The sequence below is a fragment of the Streptomyces fildesensis genome (genome assembly GCF_016107395.1).
In the GTDB taxonomy this organism is placed as follows: domain Bacteria; phylum Actinomycetota; class Actinomycetes; order Streptomycetales; family Streptomycetaceae; genus Actinacidiphila; species Actinacidiphila fildesensis.
This window is the reverse complement of sequence record NZ_JAAIKO010000029.1, coordinates 69012-86140: the sequence shown is the minus strand read 5'-3', so window position 1 is coordinate 86140 and position 17129 is coordinate 69012. Positions and strand designations below refer to the sequence as shown.

Here is a 17129-nt window from a genome sequence, read left to right as displayed (position 1 = left end):
ATGGGGTGGGTTCCGGCCGGCGACTACGAAGTCGCCCTCGACGACGGGAAAGTGGTCTGCCGCAACGCGGCGGGGCGCCGGCTGAAGACGGTACCGCCGAAGCTGGCCGACGATCCGGCCGTGGTCGGACTGCGCCAGCTGGTGGAGTGGCTGGACCGGCACGAACGGCAGTGCGTCGCCGACGTGGAGCGGTGGATGGTGCGCTCGCTGCCCGTCCCGGTCGCCGCCGTCGCCCAGGTGTGGCAGGACACCGCCTGGCGGTCGGCCCTGCGCGACCTCGTCGTCATGGGGGAGAACGGCGACGTCGCCGGGTTCCTGCGGGACGCCGACCCCGTCCGGGGCCTCGGTCTGGTGGACCTGGACGGTGACACCGTGCGCATCAGCCCCGAGCTGGTCCGCATACCGCACCCCGTGCTGCTGGAAGACCTCGAAGAACTCCGGGAGTTCGCGGTCGAGCTCACCGTGAACCAGCGGGTGCAGCAGCTCTTCCGCGAGGTGTGGCGCCGCCCGGCGGGTCTGGACGCGGAGACCGCCTCGGTCGACGACTACGCGGGCGGCACCTTCAAGGAACTGCGGTTCCTGCACGGCCGTGCCACCCAGCTCGGGTACCGGGCGCGCGGCGGCCAGGCGGTCTGCCCGGTGGTCGAGGACGGCAGAACCGTCGAGGCGCGGATCTGGATCGGCGACTACGAGAGCTACGAGCAGACCGAGACCGGCTCGCTGACCTGGACCGACGGTGCGGGACGGGCGTTGACGGCCGGCCAGGTCGGCCCGGTCGCCTGGTCGGAAGGCATGCGCATGGCGGCGGCCCTGTACGCGGGACGCGACATCGAGGACGAGGAGCAGGCGGCATGAAGACCGACGACATCACCCGGGCCGCGGCGCTGCTCGACGCCGGCGCGATCCTGCGCCCCGGCACCGTCACCCGTGACGACGCCGACGCGCTCACCGCCCGCACCTACACACACCCGGCGCTCGACGACCGGCGCGTGGTGCGCCTGGTGGCGGGCACCCTCGGCGAGGCCGAGGATCTGGCGCTGGACTTCCTCGGGCTCGTCCGTGAACCCGATGCCCCCGAGGTGGGACAGGTCCGCCGCGAGACGCTGGGCTTCCCCGCCTGGGCGCTGGTCAACGACCCCGCCAACGGCCACCACGCCCTCGCCCTCGTCAAGGACATGGAGCGGCTCGCCCGCCAGGCCAAGTCCCGTGCCGGCGCGGCGAAGGACGGCTTCGAAGCTCTCGCCACCCGGCTCGGCCGGGCCGTACCGCACTTCCTGCCGACGTTCTACGAGCAGGCCGCCCGGGTCTTCCTCCAGCACGACAACAGCACCTACGCCGCGACCCTCTTCGGCAAGGCCCGTGCCGCCGAGCGCGTCCACGGCCTCGCGGTCGACGAGGACCGGCAGCGGGCGGTCTTCCTGGAGTTCGCCTTCGCCGGCGCGCTGACCGTGAAGGCGCTCAAGGACCATGTCCAGGACCTCTCCCGGCGGCTCGACCCGGCCGAGGCGTGGGCGCAGTTCCGTCAGCTAGCCGTCGAACGGTGTGCGGCCGGGATGCCGCCGTACGCCGCCCTGCCGCAGGACGCCCGCGGGCTCATCAAGGCCGCGGGTCTCGACCGGGTGACCGAGGAGTCGGCGTTCGTCGCCGATCTGCTCGCCTCACCCAGCATCGTCCGCGCACCCGCATCGTTCTGGACCGCCTACCGCGCCACCCTCGTGGTGCTCGCCACCGGTGAACCCGCCGTCCGGGCCCGGCTGCTGGAGATCATGCCGACCGGCCTCGGGAGCGGCCGGTCCGCCGACGAGTCCTGGCTCGCGCTGCTCGCCGAGACGGGCGCCGACACCCTGCTCACCGAGGAGACCGGTACGGCGGGCGCCGATCCGGCGGACTGGCTCAGCCGCTGGGCCCTGCACCGCAAGCACGGTTCGTCCAGCTCCCAGCGGTGCCCGGCCACACTCGCGCTCGTGGAGCGGATGGCCGCCCGGCTGCGCTCCGACGGACGTCCGGTCGACCTCTTCCAGGGGCGCTGGCACGCGGGCGCCGACCTCGACCTGCTCGACGGCTGCCTGACCTGGGGTATTCCGCTCACCGAGCCGGCCCCTGGCGCCTCGGTCCATCTCCCGCTGGAGGGCTGGCTCTCCGACGACGTGCCCGGCCGCCGCGACCTGACCGCCGTCGCGGGCCGCCCCCGTTTCCGCGAGCTGCTGTACGACGCCCTGAGCGGCCTCAACGGTCACCGGGCGGAGACCTCCGTGCTCGAAGCGATCGCCGGCCACCCGGTCCTGAGCGACGTGCTCCACGACTGGCTCCGGGACCGCGCCGAGGAGTTCACCGGAGCGACCGGACTGCCCGGCTCGCGCGCGGCACTCAGCCGGATCGCACCGTTCCGCCCGGTGGCCGCCCAGGTCAACGCCTTGGCCGTCGCCCAGGTCGCCGGACACGACCTGGCCCCGATCCTCGCCGCCACCCTGCGCGCGGGCGTCGTGGACGAACTGGGCTGGCCGGCCCTGGAAGAGGCCTACCAACAGCTCAACGCCGGTCAGGCCGACCAGAACCACTGGATCGTGGTCGCCGAGGCGTGGCCCGCTCTCATCGTCGCGAACCGGCACCGGGCCGTCGTCGTCGGCCCCGAAGGGGTGCTGCTGGAACACGAGCTGCGCCTCCCGGCCGACCTCGACCAATGGCGGCGCCCGCACTTCCGCTACACGGACGGCGAACTGCTCGTCATCTGGCAGGAGGACAGCAAACAGCGCGCCTACTGGTCGGCCCGCCCCTCCGAGGTGTTCACGCTCGGCGGAGAGCAGCTGCCGTACTGGTGGAACGCGCAGTCGGCCGGCACCCCGTCGCTGCCGTTGCCCGGCGGCGGCCGCGCCACCGGCGGCCGGACCCTGCACGCGGGTGACACGACCCTGCCGTCCTCCCGGCCCGTGCTGGGCGACGGGACCGGACACTGGCGCCAGGGCAAGCAGGGCCGCGAGCACATCTGGGTCGAGTACGATCCGGCCGGCGGCACGCACGGACGCGCCTCGCTGCCCGCTTTCCTGCAGTCCGGGATCCGGGAGGACGCCCGGCTCTCGCCCGCGGACTGCGAGGTCCTGCCGTTGCTCCCCGGCCTGGAGAACACGCCGTTCGGCACCGACGGCACCGTCCTGGGCCGCTGGGTACGGACCGAGGGCCGCGACCACGAGCGGCGGGTCACCGCCGGAACACCCGACGGGCGCACCGTCACCCTTCCCGTGGCCCCGGGCCAGGGCCACCACCCCGTACCGCTGGGCGTGCTGCGACTGCCGGGCGGAGCGGGCCCCGTCGCCGCCCTGGTCGGCAACATGATCCAGCTCCACCCGGCGGACGCCACATCCGACACGGGTGTGCTGGGCTCCGTCGCCGTCTCCGACCAGGGCGGGGAGTACGCGGCAGGCACCGGATACGTTCCGCCGCCGGCGTTCTGGCACGCTCTGCGCCCGCGCGACGAGCAGGGCTCGGCAGGTCTGCGCGCGGTCACCGACGCGGAGATCGCGTCCCTGCTCAGCGCGGCCATCACCGCTCTGGCGGAGCGCCGTGCCGCGGCCGCAGGACAGGAGAAGTACACCGGTCCGTCCGCGGACGAAGTGGCCAGGACGGCCGTCGCCGCGGCACTTCCCGCGCTGTCCGACCCGCGGTTGCTCACGGGAGTGACCGCGATCGTGCGGGCCGCCGTCAACCATGTGCTCGCCACCGCCTCGTTCGTCGCACCCGTGCAGCCCAAGCAGCCGAAGACACCGCAGACCGAGGGCATGTACGCCCAGCACCGGCCCCCACACGGCGACGACACGACGCTGCGGGCCGCCACCGCCGGCATCGCCACGCCCGGTGGCTACATGCGGTGGGGACAGGGCGAGGAGTGGACCGCCCTCCAGCAGATCCTGTCGGTCAATCACGTCCTGTCGGGGAAGCCCGCCGACGGCAGGCTGCTGCCCGAACCCACCCCGCTGCCGGTCCTCGGCGACGGCTGGAGCGGCGAGGCCCACACGGTGCCCGCTGTCGGGATGGTCTGGCTGCCCTTCCTGGACACCCTGCGGCAGCTCGCCTACCGCGCGGCTTCCCCCGGCACCTCCGACGAGCACCGGGAGGCGCTGCTCACGCTGCTCGAAGCGGTCTCCACCGGCCCTCTCGCCGACCCCTCGGGCGCCCTGCGCCAGGTCGTCCTGTGCGAGGAGGGCACCAAGCGGGAACGGGTCGGCCAGGTGCTGCGCCGCGGTGGCCGCACCGTGGTGATCCTCGGCCGGCAGAACGTCAACCGGGGCAACGGCCGCGTGCACTGGCTCGCCCTCGACCACGACCCGGAGGGGACGTTCGGCCGGATCGCCGACTTCACCCTCCACGAGGAGCAGCGCCACGAGCCGGCGTTCCCGCACGAGCGCCTGCTGCCGCTGATCCGACTCGTCCGTGAGCGGGGCGCCGTCCCGTGGCGGCCCGAGGCGGCCGTCGCGCTCGACACCGCCACCGGCATCGAGCCCGTCCAGGCGGCCCTGCTGGTCGCGGCCGGCACCGGCGAGATGGAGACGGCCGGGCTCTCCCTGATCGGCCTCAAGACCCGCCAGGCGGAACGGGCGAACCACCGGCTGAACTCGCTCGGCCGTGCCAACCGGCTGGCGCTGCTGGACGCACTGCTCCCGGCAGACCCGGCCGGACTGTGGGCGACAGGACCGGACATCGAGGCAGCGGCCCGGGTCTGGGCCGAGCGCCTGGGGTCGCTGGTCCGGCTGCCGGAGGATCTGGCGGACGTGCTGCACGGCGTCGGCACGGACGCGGCGGAGGCCGTCCTCAACCCCGCGCGGACCGCGTGGCTGAGCCGCACCACCGCCATGCGCCGCGACAAGGACGGCGATCTCGTCCCCGACGATCCCTCCGCCCTCCCCAGCCGGGGAGACCTCACCGGTGCCGTCGCCGCCCTCAGCGGGCTCGCCTACGGGCTGCCGTACGGACACCCGCTGCGCGCCCATCTGCCCGCCGGACTCGCCGCCGTTCGCCGGCGGCTGACCGACCCCGGACTCGTCCTCGACCTGGACGTGGAGTGGACCGAGAAGGGCACCCCGACCGCTGCCGCGCTGCGCACGGCGTACGGCCTGCCCGCGACCGGCGGAGCGGGACCGGACGGTCTCACCCGCGTCGGGGAGAGCCTCGTGCTGCGCCCCTGGTACGGCGACAACGAGATGACCCTGGTGCGCACGGCAGGCATCACCGGCGCCGACGATCCCGTCTTCGGGCTGCTCGAAGGGCTTCTCGGCTCCGGGCGGATCAGCACGCTCGCCTCGGTGCGGGCGCTGTTCGGCAGCGACCTGGAGCAGGCCGTCAACGCCGGAACCGGACCCGACGACTTCACCGGACACGCGCAGGACCCCACCCGGTCGGTGCCGGGACTGGTCGCCGAGGTGGCCGCCGCCCACGCGCTGAGCGAGGACGCGGCCGTGATCTATCTGCAGCTGCTGGCCCTGCCCGACCCGACGGACCGCGACTGCGCCCGGTGGACCGGCTGGAAGCCCGCCCGGCTGAAGAAGGCACGGGCCGAACTCGCCGCCACCGACCTGGTCCTGGAGGCCAAGCGGTCCCGCGCGGGCCGGACCCTGTTCCTGCCCTGCGGCTGGCACGAATTCAAGTCGTCCGCCCTGCCGGTGGAGACCTGGAAGGAAGGGCTCTACCCGCTGCGCGATCACGTACGGGCCGTGCCGCTGTTGTCGGTGCCCGCCCTGTTCGCCCTCGCCTGGGGGCGCGTGAAGGACGGCGACGCCCCCGCCTTCGAAGAACTCACCACCCGTGCCACCCGGAAGGGCCGCCGTCGATGACCACCGACATCCGCACCGACATCCGCACCGAGACCGCATCCTCCGCAGCGCCGGGCCGCCAGGTCAGCCCGCCCGAAGACCGCCACGCCACCGAACTGGCCTTCCTCGCCGCCTACGACAGCGGCCCCCGGCCGCCCTCCTGGCGGCTGACCCCGCGCGCCGTCGTCACCTTCGTGATGGGCAGCAACGGCGAGTCCCTGCAGCTGCCGGAGAGCGCCGCGGCGCCCGAAGGGCTCCCGCGCCGACTGGTCGTCGAGCAGAAGTTCGTCGGCGACCGCGCTCTGGTGGAACGCTGCGTCGTCACCCTCGCCGGAGAGCGCGGGCTGCTGCTCGTCGGCGAGCCCGGCACCGCCAAGTCCATGCTCTCCGAGCTGCTCTCGGCAGCCGTGTGCGGCACCAGCGGCCTGGTGGTGCAGGGCACCGCGGGCACCACCGAGGACCAGCTCAAGTACGGCTGGAACTACGCGCTGCTGCTGGCCCAGGGCCCCACCCGGCAGGCCCTGGTGCCGTCCCCGGTGCTCACCGCCATGACCCGCGGCGCCGTCGCCCGGGTCGAGGAGATCACCCGCTGCCTGCCGGAGGTCCAGGACGCGCTGGTCTCGCTGCTGTCCGAACGGCGCATCGCCGTCCCGGAGCTGGCCGGCGGTGAGGACGCCCTCGCGCACGCCGCACCCGGCTTCACGCTCATCGCGACCGCCAACCTCCGCGACAAGGGCGTCTCCGAGATGTCCGCCGCCCTCAAACGCCGCTTCAACTTCGAGACCGTCGGCCCCATCGGCGATCTCGACGCCGAGACGGCCCTGGTGCGCCGCCAGGCCCACGCGGCCGTCACGCGGGCCGGCGCCCCCTTCCAAGTGGACGACGCGATCCTCGAAGCCCTCGTGACGGCCTTCCGCGATCTGCGGGACGGGCGGTCGGCCGAGGGCTGGGAGGTCGAACGCCCCTCCACCGTGATGAGCACCGCGGAGGCCGTGTCGGTGGCCGGTTCGCTCGCCCTGGCCGCCGCGTACTTCCCCGGCGACCGCGACGTGCTGTCCCTGCTCCCGGGCCATCTGCTCGGCGTCGTCCGCAAGGACGATCCGGCGGACGCCGCCCGGTTGCTGGGTTACTGGGACGGCGCGGTGCGCCGCCGGGCCGAGCAGGGCTCCGCGACCTGGCGCACGCTGTGGGACCTGCGCTCGGTCCTGGAGAGCTGACGCCATGACCGTTCCGCCCACGACCGATTTCGTGCCGCCGCCCATGACTCCGCCCCTGACACCGTCCATGACTCCGGACGAGGCGGTAGCGGCCATGACCGGCCCCGCCGCCCCGTACCTCATCGGCGTCCGCCATCACGCGCCGTCGCTCGCCGCCGTCATGCCGGAACTGCTGGACGCCGCAAGGCCGGAGGTGCTGCTCGTCGAGCTGCCCGCGGACCTGCAGGAGTGGCTGCCCTGGCTCGCCCATGCCGACACCCTGGCTCCGGTCGCGCTGGCCGCCGTCCCCGCCGCCGGCGGCGGGGACGGGCGCGGCCCCGCCTTCTATCCGTTCGCCGACTTCTCTCCCGAGCTCGCCGCCCTGCGCTGGGCCGCGGGCCACGGCGTTCCCGTCATCGCGTGCGACCTGCCGCTGTCCGACCCGGCCTGGCACGAACGCCGCGCGCCGGGCGGCCGGGGCAGCTCCGACGGCGAGGGGCCCGGGCTGCGGGACGCGCTGAACGCCCGGCTCACCGGGCGTCCCGGAGAGGATCTCTGGGACCGCCTCGTGGAGGCCGCCGCACCCGGCTCCGCACCCGAGGCGCTGCGCCGCGCCGCCCTGCTCACCGGCTGGGCGCTGCGGCACGACGCCGAACGGGGCGGCGGAGTGGAGGCGTCGGACCTGGCCCGCGAGCGGTGGATGCGAGCCCGGATCGACGAGGTCCTGGCCGCCGGCCGCCGGGCCGCGGTCGTCGTGGGCGCCTTCCACACCCCGGCGCTGCTGAGCCCGGACACCGAACCGGTCCCGTCGGCCGACCCGGCCCCCGACGGCCCGGCGTGGACGGCGTCGCTCATTCCGTACACCTACCCGCTGCTGGACGAGCGGTCCGGCTATCCGGCCGGCATCCGCGACCCCGAATGGCAGCACCTCGTCCTGCGGGCGGCGGGCAGCCCGGCCGCGATCGACGAGGCACTCCTCGGGACCGCGGTGCGGATCTGCGCCGAACTGCGCGCGCAGGACCACCCGTCGGGCCCGGCGGACGCCCGCGAGATCGTGCGGCTGGCGGGCGACCTCGCGAGGCTGCGCGGTCTGCCCGCGCCCGGCCGCGGGGAGCTGATCGAGGCCGTGCAGACGGTGCTCACCCAGGGCGAGCCCCTCGGGCGGGGGCGCGCTGTCGCCCGAGCGCTGGAACGGGTCCTGGTCGGCACCCGCTCCGGCCGGCCCGCCCCCGACGCGCCGCGCAGCGGTCTGGCACCGGCCGTCGAGGAGGAGGTCGCCCGCTTGGGCCTGCCGGGCCCCGGCGACGCGGGGACCACAGCCGCCCGCGATCTGCGGCTGGACCCGCTGCGCTCGGACCTCGACCGCCGCCGGGAACTGCTGCTGCGCCGGCTGACGGTCTGCGGCATCCCCTACGCCTCGGCGACGGCCGTGACGGGTGCGGGCGGCAGCGACGCCGTCACCACCCGGTGGGAGGTGCGCTGGACGCCGGCCACCGCCGCCATGCTGGCCGCTGCCGGTGTCCGCGGCGTCACCCCGGGCCAGGCCGCCGAGGGGCTGCTGCGCGAACGCCGCCGCGCAGAACACGACGCGGGCGGCCCCACCGCCGACCAGACCATCGACGGTCTGGCGGAGGCGGCCTCGTGCGGCCTGCCCGGGCTGGCGGACGAACGGCTCGAGGAGCTGGGCCAGGGCGTGCCCGCCACCGGCACACTGCCCCAACTGCTCACCGCACTCGCGCTGCTGGACCGCATCAGGGCCGGCCACGTCGCCGGACTCAGCGTGGACGCGGATCGCGGTGAGCGAGCCACGGCGGTCAACGAACTGCTGACCGCCGCCGCGGTCCGCCAGGTCGACGGCCTCACCGGTTCCGACGATCCGGCGGACGCCCGCGCGCTGCTCGAACTCGCCCACCGCGCGGACGCTTTCGGCGGCATCCGGCTCACCGACTCCCTCACCCGGCTGGCCGCCGACGGCTCACCGCTCATGTCCGCCGCGGCCGGAGCCGTACGCGTTCTGCTCGGACACGAGGACGCGCACGCCTTCGGCACCCGCGCCGCGTCCTGGGTCGACGCGGCCGCGGACGCCGGCTGCCGGGGCGCCCTGACCGCCCGTCTCACCGGCCTGCTCACCGCGGCGGGCCCGCTCCTGGAGACCATGGCACCCGTCCTGGACCCGCTGCTGGGCCGGATCACGGACCTCGGCGACAGCGCCTTCCTGGACCGTCTGCCCGCGCTGCGCGGCGGCTTCGACACCCTCAGCCCGGCCGCCCGCGACCGGTTGCTGACGACCGTGGAGGCACGACTCGGGGACGACACGGGCCACATCACCGACACGGACGGCATCGACCCGGCCGCGCTGGCGCGGTGGACCCGGGCCGATCTCACCGCCCGCGAGACGCTGGGCCGGCTGGGTCTGCTGCCCGCCGCGCTCCCGGCCCCGCCCGTCACCGAACCGGCCGAAGCCGCCGAACCCTCCGACCCGGCCGGGGCGGCGGATCCGGCAGCCCCAGCCGCCCCGTCGCCGCCGCTTCCTGCCGCCGAGGACCGGATCCTGGCCCCGGCCGACCGATGGCGGCTGGTACTCGGCCGCCGCACCGATCAACTGCCGCCGTCAGCGGCGCCGTTGGCCACCGCCCTGGACGAGCTGTACGGCAGCGGTCGCGGCGAGGGCTCGCGCGGTGACCTCACGGGCAGTGCCGGGGGCAACCGCGGTGGCCGCCAGACCCCGTACCCGGGGGTCCGGGAATGGTCCGAGGAACTGGCCGTGCTGTTCGGTCCCGGCATCCGCGAGGAAGTGCTCGCGGCGGCGGCCGCGTCCGGGCGCCGCGATGTACTGACCGAACTCGATCCCAGCAGTGTCCGGCCCTCCGTGGATCTGCTCAAGACCGTCCTGCAGCACGCCGGCGGGCTGCCCGAGGCCCGGCTGGGTGCGCTCCGCCCGCTGGTGCGCCGGCTCGTCGAGCAACTCACCCGGCAACTCGCCACCCGACTGCGGCCCGCCATGACCGGCATGACGCTGCCCCGCCCCAGCCGGCGCCCCGGCGGACGGCTCGATCTGGCGCGCACCCTGCGCGCCAACCTCGCGACCGCACGCCGGGCACCCGACGGCAGCGTCCAGGTCATCCCCGAGCGGCCCGTCTTCCGCTCCCGCGCGCGGCGTGCCGCCGACTGGCGGCTGGTCCTGGTCACCGATGTGTCGGGCTCGATGGAGTCCTCCACCATCTGGTCGGCCCTCACAGCCGCGGTGCTCGCCGGAGTACCCACCCTGTCCACCCACTTCCTGGCCTTCTCCACCGAGGTCATCGACCTCACCGACCAGGTGCACGATCCCCTCTCGCTGCTCCTCGAGGTCCGCGTCGGCGGCGGCACCCACATCGCCGCCGGACTGCGCCACGCGCGCACGCTGGTGACCGTGCCGTCCCGCACCCTCGTCGTCGTGATCAGCGACTTCGAGGAGGGCTATCCGCTCGGCGGACTGCTCTCCGAAGTCCGTTCCCTCGTCGGGGCCGGCTGCCATGTACTCGGCTGCGCGAGCCTGGACGACGCCGGACGTCCCCGGTACTCGACCGGTGTAGCCGGCCAGCTCGTCGCCGCCGGTATGCCGGTCGCCGCCCTCAGCCCGCTCGAACTCGCCCGCTGGGTAGGGGAGAAGATCGCATGAGCCAGGACCTCCCCGCCGTCGCACCCGCCGTGACCGCCGAGATCGTCGGCGCCCTCTCGCCCCGGCTGCGCAAACGCCTCGACGCCGCCGCGGTCAAGATCGCGGCCAGGCCCGCCGTCCGTGACGGCGACACGGTACGGATCGCGGTCGACGACGAGATCAGCCTGGAACTCCACGCCCCCGCCGGGGTGGTAACCACCCAGGGCGGGATCCGCTGCGGTTGTCTGCTCGCCCCGGACTGTCTACACCGCGCGGCCGTCGCGTCCGCGGCGCCCGTGGCCGACGACGAACCGGCGCCTTCGCCCAAGGACACGGCCACGGACAGCGGGGCCGCTCCGGCCCCGGAAGCCGCTACCGAGGACGTTGCGACGCCCGAGCAACGGGCTGCCGCCGGCGCCCTGTGGGCGGCCGGGGCCGCCGTTCTCGACGCGGGTATCGAGGGTGCCGGGGCCGTCCTGCAGGCCGAGTTGCTGCGGGCGGCCCACGCGGCCCGGCTCGGTGGGCTGCCCCGCCCGGCCGCGGCGGCCGTCTCGGTCGTCAACGGGCTGCGCGCCGCGCGCTCCGCCGACCCGGCACACCGGCTGGGGGACCTGACCGCCGCGGTACGGGAACTGCTGGCCACCGCCCACCGGTTGCCCGACGCGAAGGACTCCGAACTGGCCGCCCTGCGCGGTACCGCCCGGCAGGCCTATGTGCCCGACGGATCCCTGCGGTTGTACGGGCTGTTCACCGAACCGCTGATCACCGCGGGCGGTTACGCCGGCGCCACCACCTGGGCCGCGGCCGCCGATGGCCGGCTCTACACCGTCTCGGACATCGCACCCGGCGGCCCCGGCCGGGCCGCCGCCGCGGCCGACCGCACCGTGCGGCTCGGCGACACCGCCCTCACCCACCGGGAGCTCTCCCACGCGGGGCTCGCCCTGTCGGGGGCCACCGTCTCGCCGACCGGCCGGCTCGGCGCGGGCGCGGCGGTCAAGGCGGTGCGGGCGGCGGGAGCCGCCTGGACGGCGGAACCCCTCGGGGCGCTGTGGGCGGTACCGGCCGCCGAGCAGGTCGCCCGCGCCCTCCGCGCACGCGCCCCCGGCGCGGAGACCTCGCACGCGGGCGCCGATCTGCTCTTCCTCGACGTCACGATCCTGGGAGCAGCCCGCGAGACCGGCGGGGACTGCCTACTCGCCGCGTGCGACGATCTGACGCTCCGGCTCACCGCGGCCCATGACCACCCCGCACTGGCCCACCGGGACAACCTCCGGATGCTGGCAGCGCTCCCCGGTGCGCGACTGCGGATCGTCGGCCGCCTCGTCCCGGCGCCCCAGCCCCGGCTGCACCTGCTGGCGATCGCGCACCCCGCCGATCCCGGCCGCCGCATCGACATGGGCCTGGACCGCCTCCAGCGCGCCGACCTCCCCACCCTGCCACCGCAGCCGACCGGGCCCGGCCCCGGCGCCGAACCGCTGGACCGGGCTCCGCTCCATCTCCTGCGCCGGCGTCTCGAACAGGCCGTCGCGGCAGGGCGGCGCTTTCTCGCCGTTCCCGGATCGCTGTCGTCCGACGCCCACCGCCTGCGCCGTTCCGCCCTCCCCACCGCCGCCGACCTCTTGGCCGCACTGCAACAGGCCGCCACCGAACGCGCCCGCGACCCCTTCGGCCGTCTGCTCCCGGCCGACACGACCCACTTCGCCCGTGCCTGGCTGGGCGCCGCGCTGTACGCAGAAGTGGCGGAGAACTCGCTCTGTGCCGCGGCCTGGCAGTCTCCCGATGCCGCAGCCGGGACAGGGTGAGCCCGTCGGCCGGTCACCGCATCCCATAACTGGTTACATCGAAGCGGGACCGGACATGTCCTGGTCCGCCCACTCAAGGAGGAACGTATGGCCTTGCACTGGAAACTCGTCATCGACTGCGCCGACCCCCACCGGCTCGCCGGTTTCTGGGCACAGGCACTGGGCTACGAGGTCGAGGACCACACCGCGCTCATCGAGCGGCTGCTGGGCGTCGGCGCGATCGCCGAGGCCGATCTGATCGATACCGAAGGGCGCCGGGGCTGGTCGACGCTGGCGGCCGTGCGCCACCCGGAGGACCCGTTCGATGCCGCCACCGGCATGGGCCTGGACCGGCGGGTGCTCTTCCAGGGCGTCCCGGAGCCCAAACAGGGCAAGAACCGGCTGCACATCGACCTGCACGTCGGTGCGGAGGCCCGCGAGGCGGAGGTCAAGCGGCTGGAAGCGCTCGGCGCCACCGTACTGAACGTCGTGTCCGAGCCGGGGGGCAGCCACGTCACCATGGCCGACCCGGAGGGCAACGAGTTCGACGTCCAGTAGCCGGAAGCCGGCCGCCGCGGGCCGGCCGTCGTACGGGTGCGGCCCTCACAGCTCCGCGGCAGAGGGCAGCAGCACCCGGAAGACGGCTCCCTCGCCGGGGGAGGTCACCAGTTCCACCTCGCCGTGATGGGCCGACACCAGCGCGGAGGCGATCGCGAGGCCCAGCCCGGCGCCGCCGCCTTCCTGGCGGCTGCGGGAGGCGTCCACCCGGTAGAAGCGCTCGAAGACCCGGGCCGCCTGCTCGGGCGTCAGCCCGGGCCCCGAGCCGGGCCGCCGGCCGGCCACCGGAGCTCTCGAGGATCTCCGCCCGGCCCGCCTCCGCGAAACCGTAGGGCTCCGCTGCCGAGGTGCCGGGGACCACCGGCAGACGGGTGGTGCCGTCCGGGTCGCTGAAGCCGGGGTCGTACTCGGTGTAGGTGTCGGACGGCGCCGGATCCTGGGCGTCGGCCTTCACGAGATCGGTGCGGCGTCGGGCCATGTCCGCTTCTCCTGTCCGTGCTGTCGAGGGGGAATGATCGAGGCGGGGTGGGCGAGCGGGGGAGTGATCGTCGCCGGGAAGGCGTCGCACCCGCCGTCTCACTCGTGCCGCAGGGCCTCGATGGGCCGCAGGCTCGCGGCGCGGTTGGCCGGGTAGCTGCCGAAGAACAGCCCGATCGCCACGGCGATGGCGAACGCGCCGACGACCGACTCCGGGATGACCACCGGTTTGATGCCGACGATCGTGAAGTGGGAGCCGATGAGCCCCACCGCCACCCCGAGCCCGCCGCCGACCAGCGACAGCAGTGTCGACTCGGCCAGGAACTGCCCCAGGATGACGCCCCGCGGGGCGCCGATCGCCTTGCGGATCCCGATCTCCCGGGTCCGCTCGGTCACCGTCACCAGCATGATGTTGGTGATGCCGATCCCGCCGACCAGCAGCGAGATCGCGGCCATCGCACCCAGCAGCACCGTGAAGGTCTTGTTGGTCGACGCCTGGGTGGTCAGCAGCGACTCCTGGCTGCTCACCCGGAAGTCGAGCGCCGACGGGTCCTTGAGGCCGTGCTGCCCCATCAGTACGGCGGTGATCTCGTTCTGCGCCGGGGTCGTGGCGTCGGCCGACTTCGCCTCGACCAGGATCTGGTTCAGCGAGCCGAAGCCGGTGAACGCGTTCTGCACGGTCGTCAGGGGGGCGATCACGACGTCGTCCGGGTCCTGGAATCCGGTGCCGCCCTTGGCCGCCAGCTCCCCGACCACGGTGAACGGTGTGCCGCCGAGCACCACCGACCTGCCGATCGGGCTGGCGGTCCCGAACAGGTCGGTCGCCGTGGTGGCACCGATCACCGCCACCTTGCGGGAGTTGAGCACATCGTCGGCGCTGAAGTAGTCGCCCTTGACGACCTTGCTGTTCGAGGCTTCGAAGTACGCCGGGTAGGTGCCCACGACCTGGCCGACCGTGTGCGAGGTGCCCTGGTACAGCGCCGTCTGGGAGGTGGTGACCTCCGGCGCGACGGCCTGGATGCTGGGTGCCTGGGCGGGGTCGGCGAGTGCCTTGGCGTCGGCGACCGTCAGCGGTTTCACGGTCGACGAGGAGCGCCCGCCGCCGAATCCGGCGCCCGACGAGATGGTCAGGGAGTTGGTGCCCAGCTTCTCGATGGAGTCCTTCACCGCCTGCGAGGAGCCGTTGCCCACCGCGAGCAGCAGGATGACCGCGGCCACCCCGATCAGCACCCCGAGCATGGTCAGCGCGGACCGCACCTTGTTCGCTGCGAGTCCGCCGAAGGCGAAGCGCAGCGTCTCGAACGGGTTCACCGGCTGCCTCCGCCGGTCAGCGCCCGCGAGGAAGACGAGGAGTTCGGTGCGTGCGGTGCGTGCGGGGCGGCGGCCGCGAAGGCGGCGGGATCCCGCAGCGCGGGCGGCGGACCGTCCGCCGGCGCCTGCCGTACGTCCTCCACGACCTGGCCGTCGACCAGCCGCAGCACCCGCTTGGCGTGCCGGGCGACCTCGTCCTCGTGAGTGATCAGCACGACGGTGCGCCCCGAGGCGTTGAGCCGGTCGACGATGGCGAGCACCTCCTCGGTGCTGTGGCTGTCCAGGTTTCCGGTGGGCTCGTCCGCCAGCAGCATCGCCGGCGCCGTGACCAGCGCCCGCGCCACCGCCACCCGCTGCTGCTGCCCGCCGGACAGCTCATTGGGGCGGTGGTCCATCCGGTCGGCGAGACCCACCAGCTCCAGGGCCGCCACCGCGCGGCGGCGCCGCTCGGCCGTCTTCACCCCGGCGTACGCCAACGGCAGTTCCACCTGCGCGAGCGCGGACGTACGCGGCACCAGGTTGAAGGACTGGAAGACGAACCCGATCTTGCGGTTGCGGACCAGCGAGAGCTGGTGCTCGTCCAGGCCGCCCACGTCGATCCCGTCCAGCAGGTACCGGCCGGAGGTGGGCACGTCCAGACAGCCGAGGATGTTCATCAGCGTCGACTTGCCCGACCCCGAACTGCCCATCACGGCCACCATGTCGCCCTGTCGCCCTGTCGCACGACGAGGTCGACGCCGGGCGCCGTGCCGCTGTCCGGGTCCGGCGGGCCGCCGAGCGCGCGCACGACCGCGTCGCCGTGCCCGTACGTCTTGAGCAGCGACCGCACCTCGATCACCGGCGCGGGCCCCCAGGGGCCGTCCGCACGTGGGTCGGGCCCGCCCGCCGCCGCCTCGCGGCGGCGCAGCCGGAGCCCCAGAGCCGGGGTCATCCGCGGCCACCCCCGCCGCCGGTGCGGAACCCGCCGCCACCGGTACCGCCGCCACCGGTACCGCCGCCACCGGTACCGCCACCGCCGGTGGCGCCGCCGGTGCGGGTCCGCCCGGCACCGCCGAGACCGCCGGGGAACGCGCCGCTCGGGAAACCGCTGGTCCCCGACGAGGAGACGGTGGTGATCTGGACCTGCTCGCCCTCGGTGAGGCCGGAGGCGATCTGGTCCTCGGTGTCGCCCTCCACACCGACCGTCACGCTCGTCCGCTGGGTGCTGCCGTCAGGCCTGACCACCGTCACTGTGCGGTTCGCGCCGGTGCCGGACACCGCCGCCGTCGGCACGTACAGCGCCCCGGAGGCCTCGCTCGTCACGACCTGGATGTTGGCGCTGAGCCCGGTGCGCAGGCCCTCGGTCGGGCTGGTGATGGAGAGGGTCGCCGCGTACTGCACGGCGCTTCCCGAACCGCTGCCGCCGCTCGAGCCTGACCCGCTGCTCACGGGCAGCGAACTGACCGAGAGCACCTTGGCGTTGAGCACCGTGCCCGACTCGGCGTTGAGGGTGACCGTGGCCGTCTGGCCGGGCTTCAGCTTGAGGGTGTCGGACTCCGAGAAGTTGGCCGTCACCTGCATACCGGTCGGATTGGTGATCACGACGAAGCCGGTGGGCGTGGTCGACGAACCGGTGGCGCTGCTGCTCCCCGACCCGGATCCCGACCCGGAGCCCGAGCCGGAACTGCCGGACGGGCCGCCCGCCGTGGAGTTGCCCGTGCCGGACACCGACTGTCCGGTCTTGCCGGACACCGAGGCCACGGTGCCGTCGACCGGGGACCTCAGCACCGTTCCGTCGACCGCGCGCTGCGCCGCGTCCACGGTGTTCTGCGCCTGGGTGAGCTGGGCCTGGGCCTGGGCGAGCTGGGCCGGATCCACGGTGGGCGTCGGGGTGGGGGCCGGTGTCGGGTCGCGTTGCCCTGGGAGCGGCCCGAGCCGCCGGAGGACCCGCTGGGCGACCCACCGCCGGAACCCGTCGTGGTGGAACTCGGCTGGCCCTCCTCCACCTTGGTGAGGTCGGCCCGCGCCGCGATCAGCGACGCCTGGTCCTGGGCGAGTGCCTCTTCGGCCGCTGTCGCGTCCACCTTGGCTAGCACCTTGCCCTTGGGTATCTTGTCGCCGGGTTTGACGTCGACCTCGGTGAGCTGGCCGCCGGTGGTGAAGTTCACCCCGGCGTCGCTGGGCGAGGTGAGCGACCCGGAACCGGAGACCGTCGCCAGCACCGTGCCCTTGGCGACCGTCACCGTCCGCGTGCCGGCCCGTGCGGGGGTGTCGCTGCCGCTGTTCACCGTCGCGTAGGCGCCACCGGCACCCGCGAGGACCACAACGCCGAGCGCCGAGTTGATCAGGACGGCCCTGCGCCGTCGTGGGAGCACCTTCATGGCGG

At 74.4% G+C, this 17129-nt stretch carries 12 protein-coding genes; 6 read left to right on the top strand and 6 right to left on the bottom strand.

Annotation, left to right across the window (positions count from 1 at the left end; translation table 11 throughout):
- From C6N31_RS29215 to C6N31_RS29190, 6 genes are all read left to right on the top strand, one after another.
- Nucleotides 1-855 carry a DUF4132 domain-containing protein gene (locus C6N31_RS29215; RefSeq protein ID WP_138354474.1) on the top strand — a complete coding sequence of 285 codons (855 nt, stop codon included), beginning with the start codon at nt 1-3 and terminating at the stop codon, nt 853-855.
- Entirely contained in the window at nt 852-5822 is a 4971-nt protein-coding gene (locus tag C6N31_RS29210) for a hypothetical protein (protein ID WP_198358563.1), read from the top strand. The genes C6N31_RS29215 and C6N31_RS29210 overlap by 4 nt, the downstream gene beginning before the upstream one ends.
- Complete coding sequence (locus C6N31_RS29205; protein WP_138354476.1) at nt 5819-7018, top strand: ATP-binding protein; 1200 nt, start codon at nt 5819-5821, stop codon at nt 7016-7018. The genes C6N31_RS29210 and C6N31_RS29205 overlap by 4 nt, the downstream gene beginning before the upstream one ends.
- Nucleotides 7019-7085: 67 nt before the next feature.
- Entirely contained in the window at nt 7086-10658 is a 3573-nt protein-coding gene (locus C6N31_RS29200) for a vWA domain-containing protein (protein WP_138354559.1), read from the top strand.
- The gene (locus C6N31_RS29195; RefSeq protein WP_198358562.1) at nt 10655-12439 is read left to right on the top strand and encodes a hypothetical protein; all 1785 of its coding nucleotides are present in this window, start codon (nt 10655-10657) and stop codon (nt 12437-12439) included. The genes C6N31_RS29200 and C6N31_RS29195 overlap by 4 nt, the downstream gene beginning before the upstream one ends.
- 87 nt (nt 12440-12526) lie before the next feature.
- Complete coding sequence (locus tag C6N31_RS29190) at nt 12527-12976, top strand: VOC family protein (protein WP_138354478.1); 450 nt, start codon at nt 12527-12529, stop codon at nt 12974-12976.
- A gap of 45 nt (nt 12977-13021) precedes the next feature.
- On the opposite strand, the gene C6N31_RS44285 is transcribed toward C6N31_RS29190, so the two are convergent.
- From C6N31_RS44285 to C6N31_RS29160, 6 genes are all read right to left on the bottom strand, one after another.
- On the bottom strand, nt 13022-13261 hold the full coding sequence (locus C6N31_RS44285; protein WP_381587235.1) for an ATP-binding protein: 240 nt from the start codon (nt 13259-13261) through the stop codon (nt 13022-13024).
- Nucleotides 13262-13552: 291 nt separating this feature from the next.
- On the bottom strand, nt 13553-14764 hold the full coding sequence (locus C6N31_RS29180; protein WP_198358561.1) for an ABC transporter permease: 1212 nt from the start codon (nt 14762-14764) through the stop codon (nt 13553-13555).
- A complete protein-coding gene (locus C6N31_RS29175) occupies nt 14761-15453 on the bottom strand; it encodes an ABC transporter ATP-binding protein (protein ID WP_232485792.1) in 693 nt (230 codons plus the stop codon). Before C6N31_RS29175 ends, C6N31_RS29180 begins: the two co-directional genes overlap by 4 nt.
- The gene (locus tag C6N31_RS29170) at nt 15453-15695 is read right to left on the bottom strand and encodes a hypothetical protein (RefSeq protein ID WP_187144752.1); all 243 of its coding nucleotides are present in this window, start codon (nt 15693-15695) and stop codon (nt 15453-15455) included. The genes C6N31_RS29175 and C6N31_RS29170 overlap by 1 nt, the downstream gene beginning before the upstream one ends.
- Nucleotides 15692-16621, bottom strand: coding sequence for an efflux RND transporter periplasmic adaptor subunit (locus C6N31_RS29165; protein ID WP_198358560.1), 930 nt, complete (start codon nt 16619-16621; stop codon nt 15692-15694). Before C6N31_RS29165 ends, C6N31_RS29170 begins: the two co-directional genes overlap by 4 nt.
- Entirely contained in the window at nt 16525-17124 is a 600-nt protein-coding gene (locus C6N31_RS29160; RefSeq protein ID WP_138354482.1) for an efflux RND transporter periplasmic adaptor subunit, read from the bottom strand. Before C6N31_RS29160 ends, C6N31_RS29165 begins: the two co-directional genes overlap by 97 nt.
- Nucleotides 17125-17129: the final 5 nt, after the last annotated feature.

Excerpts from the sequence above, each read along its gene's own strand:
- C6N31_RS29160 (WP_138354482.1), bottom strand. The coding sequence starts at position 17,124 with ATGAAGGTGCTCCCACGACGGCGCAGGGCCGTCCTGATCAACTCGGCG.
- C6N31_RS29205 (WP_138354476.1), top strand. The coding sequence starts at position 5,819 with ATGACCACCGACATCCGCACCGACATCCGCACCGAGACCGCATCCTCC.
- C6N31_RS29190 (WP_138354478.1), top strand. The coding sequence starts at position 12,527 with ATGGCCTTGCACTGGAAACTCGTCATCGACTGCGCCGACCCCCACCGG.
- C6N31_RS29200 (WP_138354559.1), top strand. The coding sequence starts at position 7,086 with ATGACTCCGGACGAGGCGGTAGCGGCCATGACCGGCCCCGCCGCCCCG.
- C6N31_RS29215 (WP_138354474.1), top strand. The coding sequence starts at position 1 with ATGGGGTGGGTTCCGGCCGGCGACTACGAAGTCGCCCTCGACGACGGG.
- C6N31_RS29210 (WP_198358563.1), top strand. The coding sequence starts at position 852 with ATGAAGACCGACGACATCACCCGGGCCGCGGCGCTGCTCGACGCCGGC.
- C6N31_RS29195 (WP_198358562.1), top strand. The coding sequence starts at position 10,655 with ATGAGCCAGGACCTCCCCGCCGTCGCACCCGCCGTGACCGCCGAGATC.
- C6N31_RS29170 (WP_187144752.1), bottom strand. The coding sequence starts at position 15,695 with ATGACCCCGGCTCTGGGGCTCCGGCTGCGCCGCCGCGAGGCGGCGGCG.
- C6N31_RS29175 (WP_232485792.1), bottom strand. The coding sequence starts at position 15,453 with ATGGGCAGTTCGGGGTCGGGCAAGTCGACGCTGATGAACATCCTCGGC.